The organism is Shewanella inventionis (assembly GCF_019931735.1).
Lineage (GTDB): Bacteria > Pseudomonadota > Gammaproteobacteria > Enterobacterales > Shewanellaceae > Shewanella > Shewanella inventionis.
In genome coordinates, this window is sequence record NZ_CP082926.1 from 614,035 (window position 1) to 628,136 (window position 14,102).

The following is a 14,102-nucleotide window of genomic DNA, read 5'->3' on the forward strand; positions in this document are numbered from 1 at the left end:
TTAAGAAACCAGATTTTTTGCTTTATTACTTATGTCACGCCATGCTGCCGTAAGCTCACGAACGACTGGTTATCCAACTAATACCAATTATGATTGAAATGTGATCTAATTACAGCACAACATTCAACCCCGTTTATGCATGAAAACGTTAACCTACCAAGAAATACTCAATTACGCTAAACAAGAGAAAAAAGCTAATAAGAGGATCCGCTTATTAGCCGTTGCGATGTTTATGCAAATTAATAACCGCTCAGAAGTCGCCAGGCGCTTAAATGTCAGCCGTCGAAGTGTGAATGATTGGGTATCAAGCTTCTTGAACCAAGGTTTAGCTGGTCTAGATGACAAGCCTCGCATAGGTAAAAAGAGTCGATTGACCACTAAGCAGAAAGAGCAAGTGTACCTGTTTGTTAAGGATGCGGCACATTCCACCAAAGGTGGCCGCTTAACCGCACGGGATATTCAGGAATTTATCACCTCAAAATACGATGTCTCGTATAGCCATTCACATATTTATTGGTTATTGCATAAGCTGGGGTTTATACCAATTACGATTAAAGACTTCCCAGTTTAGCCCAATCTCTGTGACACAATCTTTTTACCCTGTCCTTGCACTCAATGAATGTATTCCATGCACGACAGCATTCCTCAACAATATCATTAAAATCTTTAAAACTACGATTAGCGAGACAATGCTGGCGTAGTCGTTAATGAACCTACTCAATGGGATTTATGGCAATCAACACAAGAAAGTGATCATTCTTACTGGTTAACACCGCTTATAACGTCGTTAAAAATGTTGAAGGTTGAACAACGAGCTAGTTGCGATTTTTGTCTGATTCTATGCGATCTTTGCTATGCAATCTCTGAATACATATTTATCTTGATTTGTATCACAAATGTAATGATGACAGATCGTTAATAAGCGTTGTTTAACCAGAGTCTGCGTCATTGCTGCAGGCTAGAACCTAAATGTCTTCAAACACAGGCCAATGATGTTTCATAAATCATTATGAAATGTTTAATATCATTTTTTGTGAAATTTTGAGAAAGGTCATGAGGACCGTGCAGCTCTTTACCCTCAATTTTCTATAAGTTGGACGGAGGGTTATTGCGCTAGCAGACTAGTCTCATGGCAAATGAGTGAAATAATTAACGCAAAACATTTGGTTTATTAGTCTGTTAAATTTTCGGGATGGGTACACAGGTTAACTTCATGTACAATAGCCCTATTATTTACAGATGAAACCATCATATGCCGATTTCACTAACAGAACTGAATACATTTGGTCTTCAGCAGCATTGCTCTTCACTCATTAGTGTGACGTCAAAGGTTGATCTAATTGAAACCTGTAATAGTTTATATGCAAAACAGCCTCTGTTGATTTTAGGTGGTGGCAGTAATTTAGTTTTTACTGCAAATTACTTGGGTGCTGTTGTTAATATTGCAACAAAAGGCATTAAGGTCACTGATGATGACAAGTTTTATTACTTATGTGTACAAGCAGGTGAAGGCTGGCATGATCTTGTTGAGTTTTGTTTAAACAATAAGATTTACGGTCTTGAAAACATGGCGCTTATTCCCGGCAGTGTTGGTGCGGCTCCAATACAAAACATTGGCGCATATGGTGTTGAGTTTAATCGATATTGTCATGAGGTTGAGTTTTTACGCCTTGATACAAAACAGCTGTTAACTTTCAGTAATGATCAATGTCAATTTGGTTATCGAGATTCAATTTTCAAGCAAGAGCTAAAAAATCTGGCCGTTATAACACAAGTGACACTAAAAATACCAAAGAATTGGCAGCCAGTACTGAGCTATGGTCCATTGCAATCGCTGGATCCATCTACTGTGACAGCGAAGCAAATATTTGACTGTGTATGCAATGTTCGTCGTTCTAAGTTGCCAGATCCCAAAGTGTTAGGTAACGTGGGCAGCTTTTTTAAAAATCCAGTTGTACATTCAACTGTCTACTCAGAACTATTAAATCATTACCCCAATTTAGTTGCTTATCAACAAGATGATGGTCAGTACAAGTTAGCAGCTGGCTGGTTAATTGAACAATCTGGCCTTAAAGGTTTTAGGGTCGGTGACGCTGCTGTCCATCAAGACCAAGCTTTAGTATTAGTTAATTTGAAAAATGCGACTGGCGAACAAGTGTGCCAATTAGCGCGCCACATTATTAGCGTTGTGAATGAAAAATTTTCTGTCACGTTGCAAGTTGAACCAAGAATAATTGGTGCGGTCGGGGAGATTGAAATCTAATGAATGATCATTGGTTACGGAAAAGGCAAATTTTAGCTTTACTCAGTCATGTTGCTTTTGTTTCTGGCGAAGCTATAGCTCAACAATTATCGATAACTCGCGCTGCCATAAATCAGCACATCGATGCCTTGAAAGACTACGGTGTTGAGATTTATAGCGTTAAGGGTAAAGGTTATAAGCTAGCCACCCCAATTTCGTTGATTAACGAAAATTCGTTGGTAAACACGATCGATGATCGTTGCTTTTATTTTGATGAAATAACAAGCACAAATGAATTCATGTTAGGGCATGCTGCAGAGCTTGCATCGGGTGATATCTGTATAGCCGAGTATCAATCTGCTGGTCGAGGTCGGCGTGGGCGTCAATGGTTATCGCCATATGGTCATCACATCTATGCATCTTTGTTTTGGCGGCTTAATCATGACTTGTCATATGCAAGTGGTTTAAGTTTGGTTGTTGGATGTTCTATTGTAAAAACGTTGCAGAATTTAGGTGTGGAAGGCTTAGGTTTAAAATGGCCAAATGACATTTATTTAGACCATAAAAAGCTAGCTGGCATTCTTATAGAGCTTAACCATCACAGCGTTGAGCAAGTTGAGTTGGTTATTGGTTTTGGGATTAATATGAGCATGTCTGCACAACAGGGCGAGCTTATTGATCAACCCTGGAATGATTTGTCTTCAATGACAACCATGCCAGATAAAACCCAGCTTTTAGTTAACTTACATCAACAACTTAAGCATGATTTAGCGTTATTTGAACAACAAGGTTTATCCGCATTTTTAGCGCGATGGAATGAGAACGATTTATTTATTAACCGTGAAATAACTCTACTGATGTCGCCAAATTCAATCTCTGGAATTTGCCGCGGTATAGATAAGCAAGGTGCGATTTTGATTGAGAACGAACAAGGCATATCTGCTTATGTGGGTGGTGAGATTAGCGTAAGAGCAAGTTAAGCTACATTGTGAAAGCCTAGCTTTTAGGCTTTCATTATCTTCACTTTCGAAGTAACACTTTATTCATTAAGTGGTTGGGGCCTTTTTGTAAAATGAGATGCGCTCTTTCCCGTGTTGGTTGAATATTAAGTTGTAAATTAGGCCCGTTAATCGTATCCCAAATATTTGCTGCAATTACGTTAGCTTCATCGTCACTGAGTGTTGAGTAATGATGGAAAAAAGATTCTGGATCGCTAAATGCGCCTTTTCTGAATTGTAAAAATCGCTGTTTGTACCACTGTTTTAGCAGTGACTCTTCTGCATCGACATAAATAGAAAAGTCCACAAAATCAGACACAAATGGGCGTCTTGTATCTATTGGTGTATCAAGGCCAGTTTGCAGAACATTAAGGCCTTCAAGAATCAAGATGTCAGGTTGTCTAATAGCCTGGTGTTGATCGTGGCATCTATCATACGTCACATGAGAATACAGTGGCGCTAGCACCTCTTTATCACCCGCTTTCACAGATGAAATAAATTCGACTAGCATTTTCATGTCGTAACTTTCAGGAAATCCTTTACGTTGTAACAAGCCTTTACGCTTTAAGTCTGCTAGCGGGTATAAAAAGCCATCAGTAGTAACCAGATCGACCTTTGGATGTTCTGGCCAACGCTGTAAAAGTGTTTGCAAGATACGTGCTGTAGTGCTTTTACCTACAGCGACACTGCCGGCGATACTAATAATGTAAGGGCTTGGGGAATTTTTTTGCTCAAGAAACTTACCCAAAACAAGACCGCGCTGTTGTTTTGAGTCAACAAAAAGGTTCAATAAACGACTCAGAGGTAAATAGATATCAGTCACTTCGTCTAAAGAAAGTTTTTCATTCATTCCTCGAAGATTTTCTAGTTCTGCTTCGCTCAATGTGAGTGGCACTGATTTACGTAATTCAGCCCAATGCTCACGCTGAAAAGCAAAGTAAAGTGCGTCTTGTATTGAGTTTATTGAAGTCATAACCATTCCTCTAGGTTGGTCAGGCACATTACACTATCGAATAATAGGCGACAATACTTTGCTATTGATTTGTCATTATGATGAATAGATTCGCCTAGAAATTGTGCTTTTTTGAAAAAACACGACTAAAAAAACGTCATTTGAAACTTTTTTTAGGTTTTTTCGCATTTATCTATTGCACTCCTGAGCACATTTACCTAATATCCGAACCCGAAATGACATGCCGGCATAGCTCAGTTGGTAGAGCAACTGACTTGTAATCAGTAGGTCCCGAGTTCGACTCTTGGTGCCGGCACCATTTTACTGGAGGGGTTCCCGAGTGGCCAAAGGGATCAGACTGTAAATCTGACGGCTCAGCCTTCGAAGGTTCGAATCCTTCTCCCTCCACCATTTTTCTAGGTAGTTAGGTAGCCTATGTTAGGTTGCGCGGATGTCGTATAATGGTATTACTCCAGCCTTCCAAGCTGATAACGCGGGTTCGATTCCCGCCATCCGCTCCAAAATTTGATTGCTGATATGGCTCAGTTGGTAGAGCGCACCCTTGGTAAGGGTGAGGTCGGCAGTTCGAATCTGCCTATCAGCACCAGCCTGTCACACTAACTCCTAAATAAACCTAATTCGATGACATATTATGCATCGGATTTTTTACTATATGTGTGTTTTCATCACCAAACTATTGGATTGAGGCAATACCATGGCAAAAGCTAAATTTGAACGTTCTAAGCCACACGTAAACGTAGGCACCATCGGTCACGTTGACCATGGTAAAACAACTTTAACAGCAGCTATCTCTGCTGTATTGTCTAAGACTTATGGTGGTGAAGTTAAGAACTTCGCTCAAATCGATAACGCTCCAGAAGAGCGTGAGCGCGGTATTACAATTAATACTTCTCACATCGAATATGACACTCCATCACGTCACTACGCTCACGTAGACTGTCCAGGTCACGCGGATTATGTTAAAAACATGATCACTGGTGCTGCACAGATGGACGGCGCAATCCTAGTAGTAGCAGCGACTGACGGCCCAATGCCACAGACTCGTGAGCACATCCTACTTTCACGTCAGGTAGGTGTACCTTTCATCATCGTATTCATGAACAAATGTGACATGGTAGATGACGAAGAATTACTAGAATTAGTAGAAATGGAAGTTCGTGAACTTCTATCAGAATACGACTTCCCAGGTGATGACTTACCAGTTATTCAAGGTTCTGCATTAAAAGCGTTAGAAGGCGATGCAGCATGGGAAGGCAAAATTCTTGAGCTTGCAGAAGCACTAGACTCTTACATTCCAGAGCCAGAGCGTGACATCGATAAGCCATTCCTACTACCAATCGAAGACGTATTCTCGATTTCAGGTCGTGGTACAGTGGTAACTGGTCGTGTTGAGCGTGGTATTGTACGTGTATCAGACGAAGTAGAAATCGTTGGTGTTCACGCGACTACTAAGACAACCTGTACTGGTGTAGAAATGTTCCGTAAACTGCTTGACGAAGGTCGTGCAGGCGAGAACTGTGGTGTGTTATTACGTGGTACTAAGCGTGATGACGTAGAACGTGGTCAAGTACTAGCTAAGCCTGGTTCAATCACGCCACACACTACATTCGAATCAGAAGTATACGTGTTATCAAAAGAAGAAGGCGGACGTCACACTCCATTCTTCAAAGGCTACCGTCCACAGTTCTACTTCCGTACAACTGACGTGACTGGTACTATCGAATTACCAGAAGGCGTAGAAATGGTTATGCCTGGTGACAACGTTAAGATGGTTGTTACTTTGATTTACCCAATCGCGATGGACGACGGTTTACGTTTCGCTATCCGTGAAGGTGGCCGTACAGTTGGTGCTGGTGTTGTAGCTAAAATCATCGCGTAATAGCGACTTTAGTTGACACTAAAAAAGGAAGCTTCGGCTTCCTTTTTTTGTTTTTGGCAAAAATCACAGATTAATTGTTTTTTTTGGTTAAATTGTTACGCTAACTTTACCTGTATTGTTGCGAACAAAGCTGAATAAGAATACAATCTATGGCCGATTTTTGACCCTGTGCTTATGCATTTTCTGGGAAAGCTCGGGAAATGCAGATTTGGTAAATATGTTTTTACCAAGTTAAGCTCAGGTCGTAGTGAGTAACGGAATTAACCGATGACAACAAATACTGAAAACCAGAGTAATTCTTTGGATATCGTTAAGTGGGGCGTGGCAGCATTGCTCATTGCTGCTGCTGTTATAGGCAATCAATTTTACGCAGATGCAAATGTTGTAGCTCGTGTTGCTGGGGTAATTATTGCCTTTGCTATTGCAGGTGTTATTGCATTGCAAACTATCAAGGGTAAGCAAGCGTTATCATTTGCCCGCGAAGCACACATTGAAGTGCGTAAAGTGGTGTGGCCAACTCGCCAAGAGGCCCTAAATACTACCTTTATCGTACTTGCCGCAACAGGTGTGGTTGCATTAGTCCTTTGGGGATTAGATGCAGTATTGTTACGAGTAGTCAATTTAATTACTGGCGTATAGGCATCTAAAAATGACTGAAGCTACAGAAGCGAAAAAAAGATGGTATGTAATTCAAGCCTTTTCAGGTTATGAAGGTCGTGTACTAAAAACACTATTAGAACATATCAAAATGCATAACATGGAACACTACTTCGGTGAGATCTTGGTCCCAACGGAAGAAGTAGTTGAAATGCGTGCGGGTCAGCGTCGTAAAAGCGAGCGTAAGTTTTTTCCAGGCTATGTATTAGTCCAAATGGAAATGAACGATGATAGCTGGCATTTAGTGAAGAGTATTCCACGTGTTATGGGTTTTATTGGTGGAACCTCAGATCGTCCAGCGCCGATTTCTGATAAAGAAGCCAATGCTATTCTTCAGCGTTTACAAGACACCATCGAGTCACCGACTCATCGTGTTATGTTTGAGCCTGGTGAAGTTGTTCGTGTGTGTGATGGTCCATTTGCGGACTTTAATGGCACGATTGAAGAAGTGGATTATGATAAGAACCGCGTTAAGGTTTCTGTGATGATCTTCGGTCGTTCAACACCAGTAGAGTTAGACTTTAATCAGGTTGAAAAAAGCTGATTAAAATAACTACAAAATAAATATTGTTTGCGGGTGCGTATTTTATTATAATTCGCACCCGTTGTTTTCAGGGGAGCAAATTGGCATGTCGCCGAAATGCGTTTGAACCCAAATAGAGGAAATGTCGACATGGCAAAGAAAATTGAAGCTTATATTAAGCTACAAGTAGCAGCCGGTGCTGCAAACCCGTCTCCACCAGTTGGTCCTGCTTTAGGTCAAAAAGGTGTGAACATCATGGAATTCTGTAAAGCATTCAACGCTCGTACTGAAAAGTTCGAGAAAGGCATGCCAATTCCTGTTGTTATCACTGTATATAACGACCGTTCTTTCACTTTTGAAACTAAGACTCCACCTGCGTCTTTCCTACTGCTTAAAGCAGCTGGTTTGAAATCAGGTTCTGGCCGTCCTAACACTCAAAAAGTAGGAACTATCAAGCGTAGCGCAGTTCAGGAAATTGCTGAAACTAAAGCCGCTGATATGACTGGTGCTGATATTGAAGCGATGACTCGCTCAATTGAAGGTACTGCACGTTCAATGGGTTTGGTAGTAGAGGACTAATATAATGGCAAAGCTAACTAAGCGCGCTCGCGTAATCCGCGAAAAAGTTGATGCAACTAAACAGTATGACATCAATGAAGCAGTAGCACTTTTAAAAGAATTGGCAACTGCTAAATTCGTAGAAAGTGTTGACGTAGCTGTTAACCTTGGTATCGATCCTCGTAAATCAGACCAAAACGTGCGTGGTGCTACTGTACTACCACACGGTACTGGTCGTGACGTTCGTGTTGCTGTATTTACTCAAGGTGCAAACGCTGAAGCTGCTAAAGCTGCAGGCGCTGAACTTGTAGGTATGGAAGATTTAGCTGAACAAGTTAAAGCTGGCGAAATGAACTTTGACGTTGTTATCGCATCACCAGACGCAATGCGCGTTGTTGGTATGTTAGGTCAAATCTTAGGCCCACGTGGTCTAATGCCTAACCCTAAAACTGGTACAGTAACGCCAAACGTTGCTGATGCAGTTAAAAATGCTAAAGCTGGTCAAGTTCGTTACCGCAACGACAAAAACGGTATTATCCACACTACTATTGGTAAAGTGGATTTCACTGCTGAACAGTTAAAAGACAACTTAGAAGCGTTAGTGTCTGCACTGAAAAAGGCTAAGCCTGCAGTTGCAAAAGGCGTTTACGTGAAAAAAGTAAGCATCTCTACCACTATGGGTGCAGGTGTTTCGGTTGACCAAGCTAGCTTGGAAGACGCTAAGTAATTTTACAAAATGCGCGGATTAGTCTATAATGCGCGCACTTTGTGGGTTGAAGCTCCTTTTACCTAACTTTTGCCTAATTATTTAGGTTTGTTGGTTAATAGATGAGCTTCCGTCCAAGACCGCAGGTGTCAATCGTAAGGTTAACTTAATTTCCTGCGTAGACGGTGTCAGGCCCCAGCTAAAATTTTTTACTGGAATATCTGCACCGTAAGTAACTAAGTACATGTTGTGCTTAGTTTGGTAAATTCTAGGGATATCCCTAGGTAGAATCCAGGAGTAAAGCCAATGGCATTAAGACTCGAAGACAAAAAGGCAATTGTTGCTGAAGTCAACGAAGCTGCCAAAGGTGCACTTTCTGCAGTTGCCGCTGATTCACGTGGCGTAACTGTAGGTGCTATGACTGTTTTGCGTAAAACAGCTCGCGCTAACGGTGTTTATGTACGTGTAGTACGTAACACTCTAGCTCGTCGCGCTGTTCAAGGTACTGCTTTTGAGTGCCTAGCCGAAACTTTCACTGGCCCAACTTTACTAGCATTTTCTACTGAGCACCCAGGTGCTGCAGCGCGTCTTCTAAAAGATTTCGCTAAAACAAATGCTAAGTTTGAAGTTAAAGGTGCAGCTTTCGAAGGGGAATTTATCCCTGCAGCTGATATTGATCGTTTAGCGAAACTACCAACATACGAAGAAGCACTAGCTCAGTTGATGATGACTATGAAAGAAGCATCTGCTGGCAAGTTCGTTCGTACATTGGCCGCCCTTCGCGATCAAAAACAAGACGCCGCTTAATTTTAAGTTGGCCGCTTAATCAAATTGAATTCAGAACAATAGGAAATATTTCTAATGTCTATCACTAAAGACCAAATTTTAGAAGCTTTTGCAGCAATGTCTGTAATGGAAGTTGTTGAACTAATCGAAGCAATGGAAGAGAAGTTCGGCGTTTCTGCTGCTGCTGCAGTAGTTTCTGGCGGTGGCGATGCTGCTGCAGCTGCTGAAGAGCAAACAGAATTCGACGTAATTCTTACTTCACACGGCGACAACAAAGTAGCAGTTATTAAAGCTCTACGTGGCGCTACAGGTTTAGGCCTAAAAGAAGCTAAGACTATGGCTGAATCTTCGCCAATCGCTGTTAAAGAAGCGGTAAGCAAAGAAGAAGCTGAAGCGCTTAAGAAAGAATTAGAAGAAGCTGGTGCTTCTGTTGAAATCAAGTAAGCTATAGCTTACTTGCTCACCCAAGCAATTGGGTGAAGGCTGGCGGTTTTTTAACCGTCGGCCTTTTTTGCGCTTTATGCGCAGGCGATTTTTATTCACCGTTTGTCGCCAGTTTTAGCAGTCCCTAGCAGAGATTACTGGTTAGGTTCTTGCCATCAACGGTGATGGGCAAACGTGCTGATTTAATTATATTATTTCAGTCTTGGTCACATCTCGTAAGCAGAGGAAACCCATGGTTTACTCCTATTCTGAAAAGAAGCGTATTCGCAAAGACTTTGGTAAGCGTCCAAAAGTTTTGGATATCCCTTATTTATTGTCTATCCAGTTAGACTCTTTTAAGAAGTTCACCGATCAAGACCCTACGGGTGAGCGCGGCTTAGAAGCTGCATTCCGTAGCGTTTTTCCTATCAAGAGCTTTTCTGGCTATAGTGAGCTGCAATATGTCAGCTACAAGCTAGGTGAGCCAGTTTTTGATGTGAAAGAATGTCAGATCCGCGGTGTTACTTATTCAGCACCACTTCGCGTTAAATTACGCATGGTGTTGTTTGACCGTGAAGCTGCAGCCGGTACTGTTAAAGACATTAAAGAGCAAGAAGTCTACATGGGTGATATCCCATTGATGACTGATAACGGTACTTTCGTTATTAACGGTACTGAGCGTGTTATTGTGTCTCAGTTACACCGTTCTCCAGGCGTGTTCTTTGATCATGACCGTGGTAAAACCCACTCTTCAGGTAAGGTGCTGTATAACGCACGTATTATTCCTTACCGTGGTTCATGGCTTGACTTTGAATTTGACCCTAAAGATGCTTTATTTGTTCGTATTGACCGTCGTCGTAAATTACCGGCAACGATTATTTTACGTGCACTTGAATACTCTACTCAGGACATCTTAGATTTATTCTTTGAGCGTATTGAGTTTAAGATCAAAAAAGACTCACTTGTTATGGCACTTGTGCCAGACCGTTTACGCGGCGAAACTGCAAGCTATGACATTAAAGATGCAGAAGGCTCTTTATTGGTTGAAGCTGGCCGTCGTATTACTGCGCGTCATATTAAGCAACTTGAGAAAACCAACACCACTGAGCTTGAAGTGCCAGTAGATTACATTGTTGGTAAGTATGCTGCACAAGACTATATCGACGAAGATACAGGTGAAGTATTAGTTACTGCTAACAGCGAGATCTCTTTAGAAGATTTAGCTAAGTTATCTTTAGCTGGCATCAAGAACATTGATACATTGTTTATTAATGATCTTGACCACGGTGCTTATATTGCTGACACATTACGCATTGACTCTACAACTAACCGCTTAGAAGCGTTAGTTGAGATTTATCGTATGATGCGTCCTGGCGAGCCACCAACCAAAGATGCAGCAGAAAGTTTATTCCAAAACTTATTCTTCAGTGAAGAACGTTATGACTTATCGAAAGTAGGTCGTATGAAGTTCAACCGTCGTCTTGAAATTGATGAAGACGAAGGTAATGGCGTGTTGTCTAAAGAAGACATCGTTGCTGTAATGAAGAAAATCATCGAAATCCGCAACGGCTATGATGAAGTCGACGATATTGACCACTTAGGTAACCGTCGTATTCGTAGCGTAGGTGAGATGGCAGAAAACCAATTCCGTGTTGGTTTAGTTCGTGTTGAGCGTGCTGTTCGTGAACGTCTATCTTTAGGCGATCTAAACGAGCTTATGCCACAAGACTTAATTAATGCGAAGCCAATTTCTGCAGCAGTGAAAGAATTCTTCGGTTCTTCACAGTTGTCTCAGTTCATGGATCAAAACAACCCGCTATCAGAAGTAACGCATAAGCGTCGTATTTCTGCACTTGGCCCTGGTGGTTTAACTCGTGAACGTGCCGGCTTCGAAGTACGTGACGTACATCCAACTCACTACGGTCGTTTATGTCCAATTGAGACCCCTGAAGGTCCAAACATTGGTCTAATCAACTCGCTAGCAAGTTTTGCACGCACTAACTCTTACGGTTTCTTAGAAACGCCTTACCGCAAAGTGGTTGATGGTGTGATTACTGATGAAGTGGAATACTTATCAGCAATCGAAGAAGGTCGTTATGTTATTGCACAGGCAAACATTGAAGTTGACTCTACTGGCCGTATGGTTGAAGAGCAAATTGCGTGTCGTCATAAAGGTGAATCAACCTTTATGCGTGCAGCTGACGTTCAATATATGGACGTTTCGCCACAACAGATTATTTCTGTTGCAGCGTCACTTATTCCATTCTTAGAACACGATGACGCTAACCGTGCATTGATGGGTGCTAACATGCAACGTCAAGCCGTTCCTACATTACGTGCTGATAAGCCGCTAGTAGGTACTGGTATTGAGCGTACACTTGCTGTTGACTCAGGTGTGGTTGTTGCTGCTAAACGTGGTGGTGTTGTTGACTACGTTGATGCAAGCCGTATCGTTGTTAAAGTAAATGAAGATGAGCTACGCCCTGGCGAAGCCGGTATCGACATTTATAACTTAACTAAATATACCCGTTCAAACCAAAACACCTGTATTAACCAACGTCCTTGTTGTTTCGTTGGCGAGCCAGTGGTTCGTGGTGACGTATTAGCCGATGGTCCATCAACCGACTTAGGTGATTTGGCTCTTGGTCAAAACATGCGTATCGCGTTCATGCCTTGGAACGGTTATAACTTCGAAGACTCGATCTTAATTTCTGAGCGCGTTGCGCAAGAAGATCGTTTCACAACTATCCATATCCAAGAGCTTTCTTGTATTGCTCGTGATACTAAATTGGGTAGCGAAGAAATCACTGCTGACATTCCAAACGTAGGTGAGTCTGCTTTATCTAAATTAGATGAATCAGGTATCGTTTACATTGGTGCTGAAGTGAAAGGTGGCGACATTCTAGTGGGTAAAGTGACACCTAAAGGTGAAACACAATTAACCCCAGAAGAGAAGCTACTCCGTGCTATTTTTGGTGAAAAAGCCTCTGACGTTAAGGACAGCTCATTACGTGTGCCTAACTCAGTAAAAGGTACCATCATCGACGTTCAGGTATTTACCCGTGACGGCGTTGAAAAAGACAAGCGCGCGCTTGAAATCGAAGAAATGCACGTACGCCAAGCTCGTAAAGACTTAGGTGAAGAGTTCAAGATCCTTGAAGAAGGTGTATTGAGCCGTGCACGTAACTTGTTACTGTCTGTGGGTTATTCTGAAGCTAAATTAGCTGAAATCCCACGTAAAGACGTGTTAATTCAAGTTATCGACGACGAAGCAAAACAAACTGAACTAGAGCAGTTAGCTGAACAGCACGAAGAGCTAAAAGCTGACTTTGACAAGAAGTTTGAAATTAAGCGTCGCAAGATCACTCAAGGTGATGACTTGGCACCAGGTGTACTGAAAATCGTTAAGGTTTACTTAGCCGTTAAACGTACTATTCAACCAGGTGACAAGATGGCGGGTCGTCATGGTAACAAAGGTGTTATCTCGAAGATTTGTCCAATCGAAGACATGCCATACGATGAAGAAGGTAATCCTGTAGACATCGTACTTAACCCATTGGGCGTACCATCGCGTATGAACATCGGTCAGGTACTTGAAGTTCACATGGGTGCTGCAGCGAAAGGTATTGGTAACAAGATCACTGCTATGCTTGAAGAGCAGCGTGAAATTGCCGAACTTCGCGACTACATCAAGCAAGTATACGATTTAGGTGATGACGTGCTTCAGCGTGTTGACATCAATTCGTTCAGCGATGATGAAGTTGTGCGCTTAGCGACTCACCTTAAAGGTGGTGTGCCGATTGCTACACCAGCATTCGACGGTGCTAAAGAGAAAGAGATCAAGCAAATGCTTGCTCTTGCAGGCTTACCTGAGTCAGGCCAGTTAACATTATGTGACGGCCGTACCGGTAACGAATTTGAGCGTAAAGTAACTGTAGGTTACATGTACATGCTCAAACTGAACCACTTAGTTGATGACAAGATGCACGCCCGTTCAACCGGTTCGTACAGCTTAGTAACACAACAACCATTGGGCGGTAAAGCTCAATTCGGTGGTCAGCGTTTCGGTGAGATGGAAGTGTGGGCACTTGAAGCATACGGTGCAGCTTATACTCTACAAGAAATGCTAACAGTTAAGTCAGATGACGTTAACGGTCGTACTCAGATGTATAAAAACATCGTCGACGGTAACCATCAGATGCAACCAGGCATGCCTGAGTCTTTCAACGTGTTGTTGAAGGAAATCCGTTCACTTGGTATTAATATCGAGTTGGACCAAGAGTAAGCATCGCACTTAAGCAATGTTTGGTAACCAAGGGTGCTTTGCATCAGCAAAGCACCTGGTTTAACTCCTTCA

12 protein-coding genes, 4 tRNA genes and 1 pseudogene are annotated in these 14,102 nt (G+C 42.1%); 15 read left to right on the forward strand and 2 right to left on the reverse strand.

Features of this window, described 5'->3' with window-relative positions:
* Positions 1-139 precede the first annotated feature (139 nt).
* On the forward strand, positions 140-571 hold the full coding sequence (locus tag K8B83_RS02860) for a helix-turn-helix domain-containing protein (protein WP_223419146.1): 432 nt from the start codon (positions 140-142) through the stop codon (positions 569-571).
* On the opposite strand, the pseudogene K8B83_RS02865 reads toward K8B83_RS02860, so the two are convergent.
* Positions 552-701 (reverse strand): annotated as a pseudogene (locus tag K8B83_RS02865) (IS630 family transposase); the annotation flags it as partial. The gene K8B83_RS02860 and the pseudogene K8B83_RS02865 overlap by 20 nt on opposite strands.
* 551 nt (positions 702-1,252) lie before the next feature.
* On the opposite strand from K8B83_RS02865, the gene murB reads away from it, so the two are divergent.
* Positions 1,253-2,263 carry a UDP-N-acetylmuramate dehydrogenase gene (murB, locus tag K8B83_RS02870; RefSeq protein ID WP_188740717.1) on the forward strand — a complete coding sequence of 337 codons (1,011 nt, stop codon included), beginning with the start codon at positions 1,253-1,255 and terminating at the stop codon, positions 2,261-2,263.
* On the forward strand, positions 2,263-3,222 hold the full coding sequence (gene birA / locus K8B83_RS02875; RefSeq protein WP_188740716.1) for a bifunctional biotin--[acetyl-CoA-carboxylase] ligase/biotin operon repressor BirA: 960 nt from the start codon (positions 2,263-2,265) through the stop codon (positions 3,220-3,222). The genes murB and birA overlap by 1 nt, the downstream gene beginning before the upstream one ends.
* Before the next feature lie 40 nt (positions 3,223-3,262).
* On the opposite strand, the gene coaA is transcribed toward birA, so the two are convergent.
* Entirely contained in the window at positions 3,263-4,213 is a 951-nt protein-coding gene (coaA, locus tag K8B83_RS02880) for a type I pantothenate kinase (protein ID WP_188740715.1), read from the reverse strand.
* Between the two features lie 222 nt (positions 4,214-4,435).
* On the opposite strand from coaA, the gene K8B83_RS02885 reads away from it, so the two are divergent.
* From K8B83_RS02885 to rpoB, 12 genes are all read left to right on the forward strand, one after another.
* Positions 4,436-4,511, forward strand: a tRNA-Thr gene (locus K8B83_RS02885).
* A 7-nt stretch (positions 4,512-4,518) separates the two neighbouring features.
* Positions 4,519-4,603: transfer RNA gene (locus K8B83_RS02890), tRNA-Tyr, on the forward strand.
* 36 nt (positions 4,604-4,639) lie between these two features.
* Positions 4,640-4,713 (forward strand) — tRNA-Gly (locus K8B83_RS02895).
* Between the two features lie 10 nt (positions 4,714-4,723).
* A tRNA-Thr gene (locus K8B83_RS02900) sits at positions 4,724-4,799 on the forward strand.
* Positions 4,800-4,907: 108 nt separating this feature from the next.
* Positions 4,908-6,092, forward strand: coding sequence for an elongation factor Tu (tuf, locus tag K8B83_RS02905; RefSeq protein WP_188740705.1), 1,185 nt, complete (start codon positions 4,908-4,910; stop codon positions 6,090-6,092).
* Between the two features lie 267 nt (positions 6,093-6,359).
* Complete coding sequence (gene secE / locus K8B83_RS02910) at positions 6,360-6,731, forward strand: preprotein translocase subunit SecE (protein WP_188740714.1); 372 nt, start codon at positions 6,360-6,362, stop codon at positions 6,729-6,731.
* A 10-nt stretch (positions 6,732-6,741) separates the two neighbouring features.
* A complete protein-coding gene (nusG, locus tag K8B83_RS02915) occupies positions 6,742-7,293 on the forward strand; it encodes a transcription termination/antitermination protein NusG (protein ID WP_188740713.1) in 552 nt (183 codons plus the stop codon).
* A gap of 129 nt (positions 7,294-7,422) precedes the next feature.
* Positions 7,423-7,851: a 50S ribosomal protein L11 gene (rplK, locus tag K8B83_RS02920; RefSeq protein WP_160056465.1), complete on the forward strand. Its 429-nt coding sequence runs from the start codon at positions 7,423-7,425 to the stop codon at positions 7,849-7,851.
* Positions 7,852-7,855: 4 nt separating this feature from the next.
* Positions 7,856-8,557 carry a 50S ribosomal protein L1 gene (gene rplA / locus K8B83_RS02925; protein WP_188740712.1) on the forward strand — a complete coding sequence of 234 codons (702 nt, stop codon included), beginning with the start codon at positions 7,856-7,858 and terminating at the stop codon, positions 8,555-8,557.
* A gap of 285 nt (positions 8,558-8,842) precedes the next feature.
* Positions 8,843-9,343 carry a 50S ribosomal protein L10 gene (rplJ, locus tag K8B83_RS02930; protein WP_188740711.1) on the forward strand — a complete coding sequence of 167 codons (501 nt, stop codon included), beginning with the start codon at positions 8,843-8,845 and terminating at the stop codon, positions 9,341-9,343.
* A gap of 54 nt (positions 9,344-9,397) precedes the next feature.
* A complete protein-coding gene (gene rplL / locus K8B83_RS02935; RefSeq protein ID WP_188740710.1) occupies positions 9,398-9,766 on the forward strand; it encodes a 50S ribosomal protein L7/L12 in 369 nt (122 codons plus the stop codon).
* 232 nt (positions 9,767-9,998) lie between these two features.
* Entirely contained in the window at positions 9,999-14,030 is a 4,032-nt protein-coding gene (rpoB, locus tag K8B83_RS02940) for a DNA-directed RNA polymerase subunit beta (protein WP_188740709.1), read from the forward strand.
* Positions 14,031-14,102: the final 72 nt, after the last annotated feature.

Excerpts from the sequence above, each read along its gene's own strand:
- tuf (WP_188740705.1), top strand. The coding sequence starts at position 4,908 with ATGGCAAAAGCTAAATTTGAACGTTCTAAGCCACACGTAAACGTAGGC.
- rplK (WP_160056465.1), top strand. The coding sequence starts at position 7,423 with ATGGCAAAGAAAATTGAAGCTTATATTAAGCTACAAGTAGCAGCCGGT.
- rplL (WP_188740710.1), top strand. The coding sequence starts at position 9,398 with ATGTCTATCACTAAAGACCAAATTTTAGAAGCTTTTGCAGCAATGTCT.
- secE (WP_188740714.1), top strand. The coding sequence starts at position 6,360 with ATGACAACAAATACTGAAAACCAGAGTAATTCTTTGGATATCGTTAAG.
- coaA (WP_188740715.1), bottom strand. The coding sequence starts at position 4,213 with ATGACTTCAATAAACTCAATACAAGACGCACTTTACTTTGCTTTTCAG.
- rpoB (WP_188740709.1), top strand. The coding sequence starts at position 9,999 with ATGGTTTACTCCTATTCTGAAAAGAAGCGTATTCGCAAAGACTTTGGT.
- rplJ (WP_188740711.1), top strand. The coding sequence starts at position 8,843 with ATGGCATTAAGACTCGAAGACAAAAAGGCAATTGTTGCTGAAGTCAAC.
- murB (WP_188740717.1), top strand. The coding sequence starts at position 1,253 with ATGCCGATTTCACTAACAGAACTGAATACATTTGGTCTTCAGCAGCAT.
- nusG (WP_188740713.1), top strand. The coding sequence starts at position 6,742 with ATGACTGAAGCTACAGAAGCGAAAAAAAGATGGTATGTAATTCAAGCC.
- birA (WP_188740716.1), top strand. The coding sequence starts at position 2,263 with ATGAATGATCATTGGTTACGGAAAAGGCAAATTTTAGCTTTACTCAGT.
- rplA (WP_188740712.1), top strand. The coding sequence starts at position 7,856 with ATGGCAAAGCTAACTAAGCGCGCTCGCGTAATCCGCGAAAAAGTTGAT.
- K8B83_RS02860 (WP_223419146.1), top strand. The coding sequence starts at position 140 with ATGAAAACGTTAACCTACCAAGAAATACTCAATTACGCTAAACAAGAG.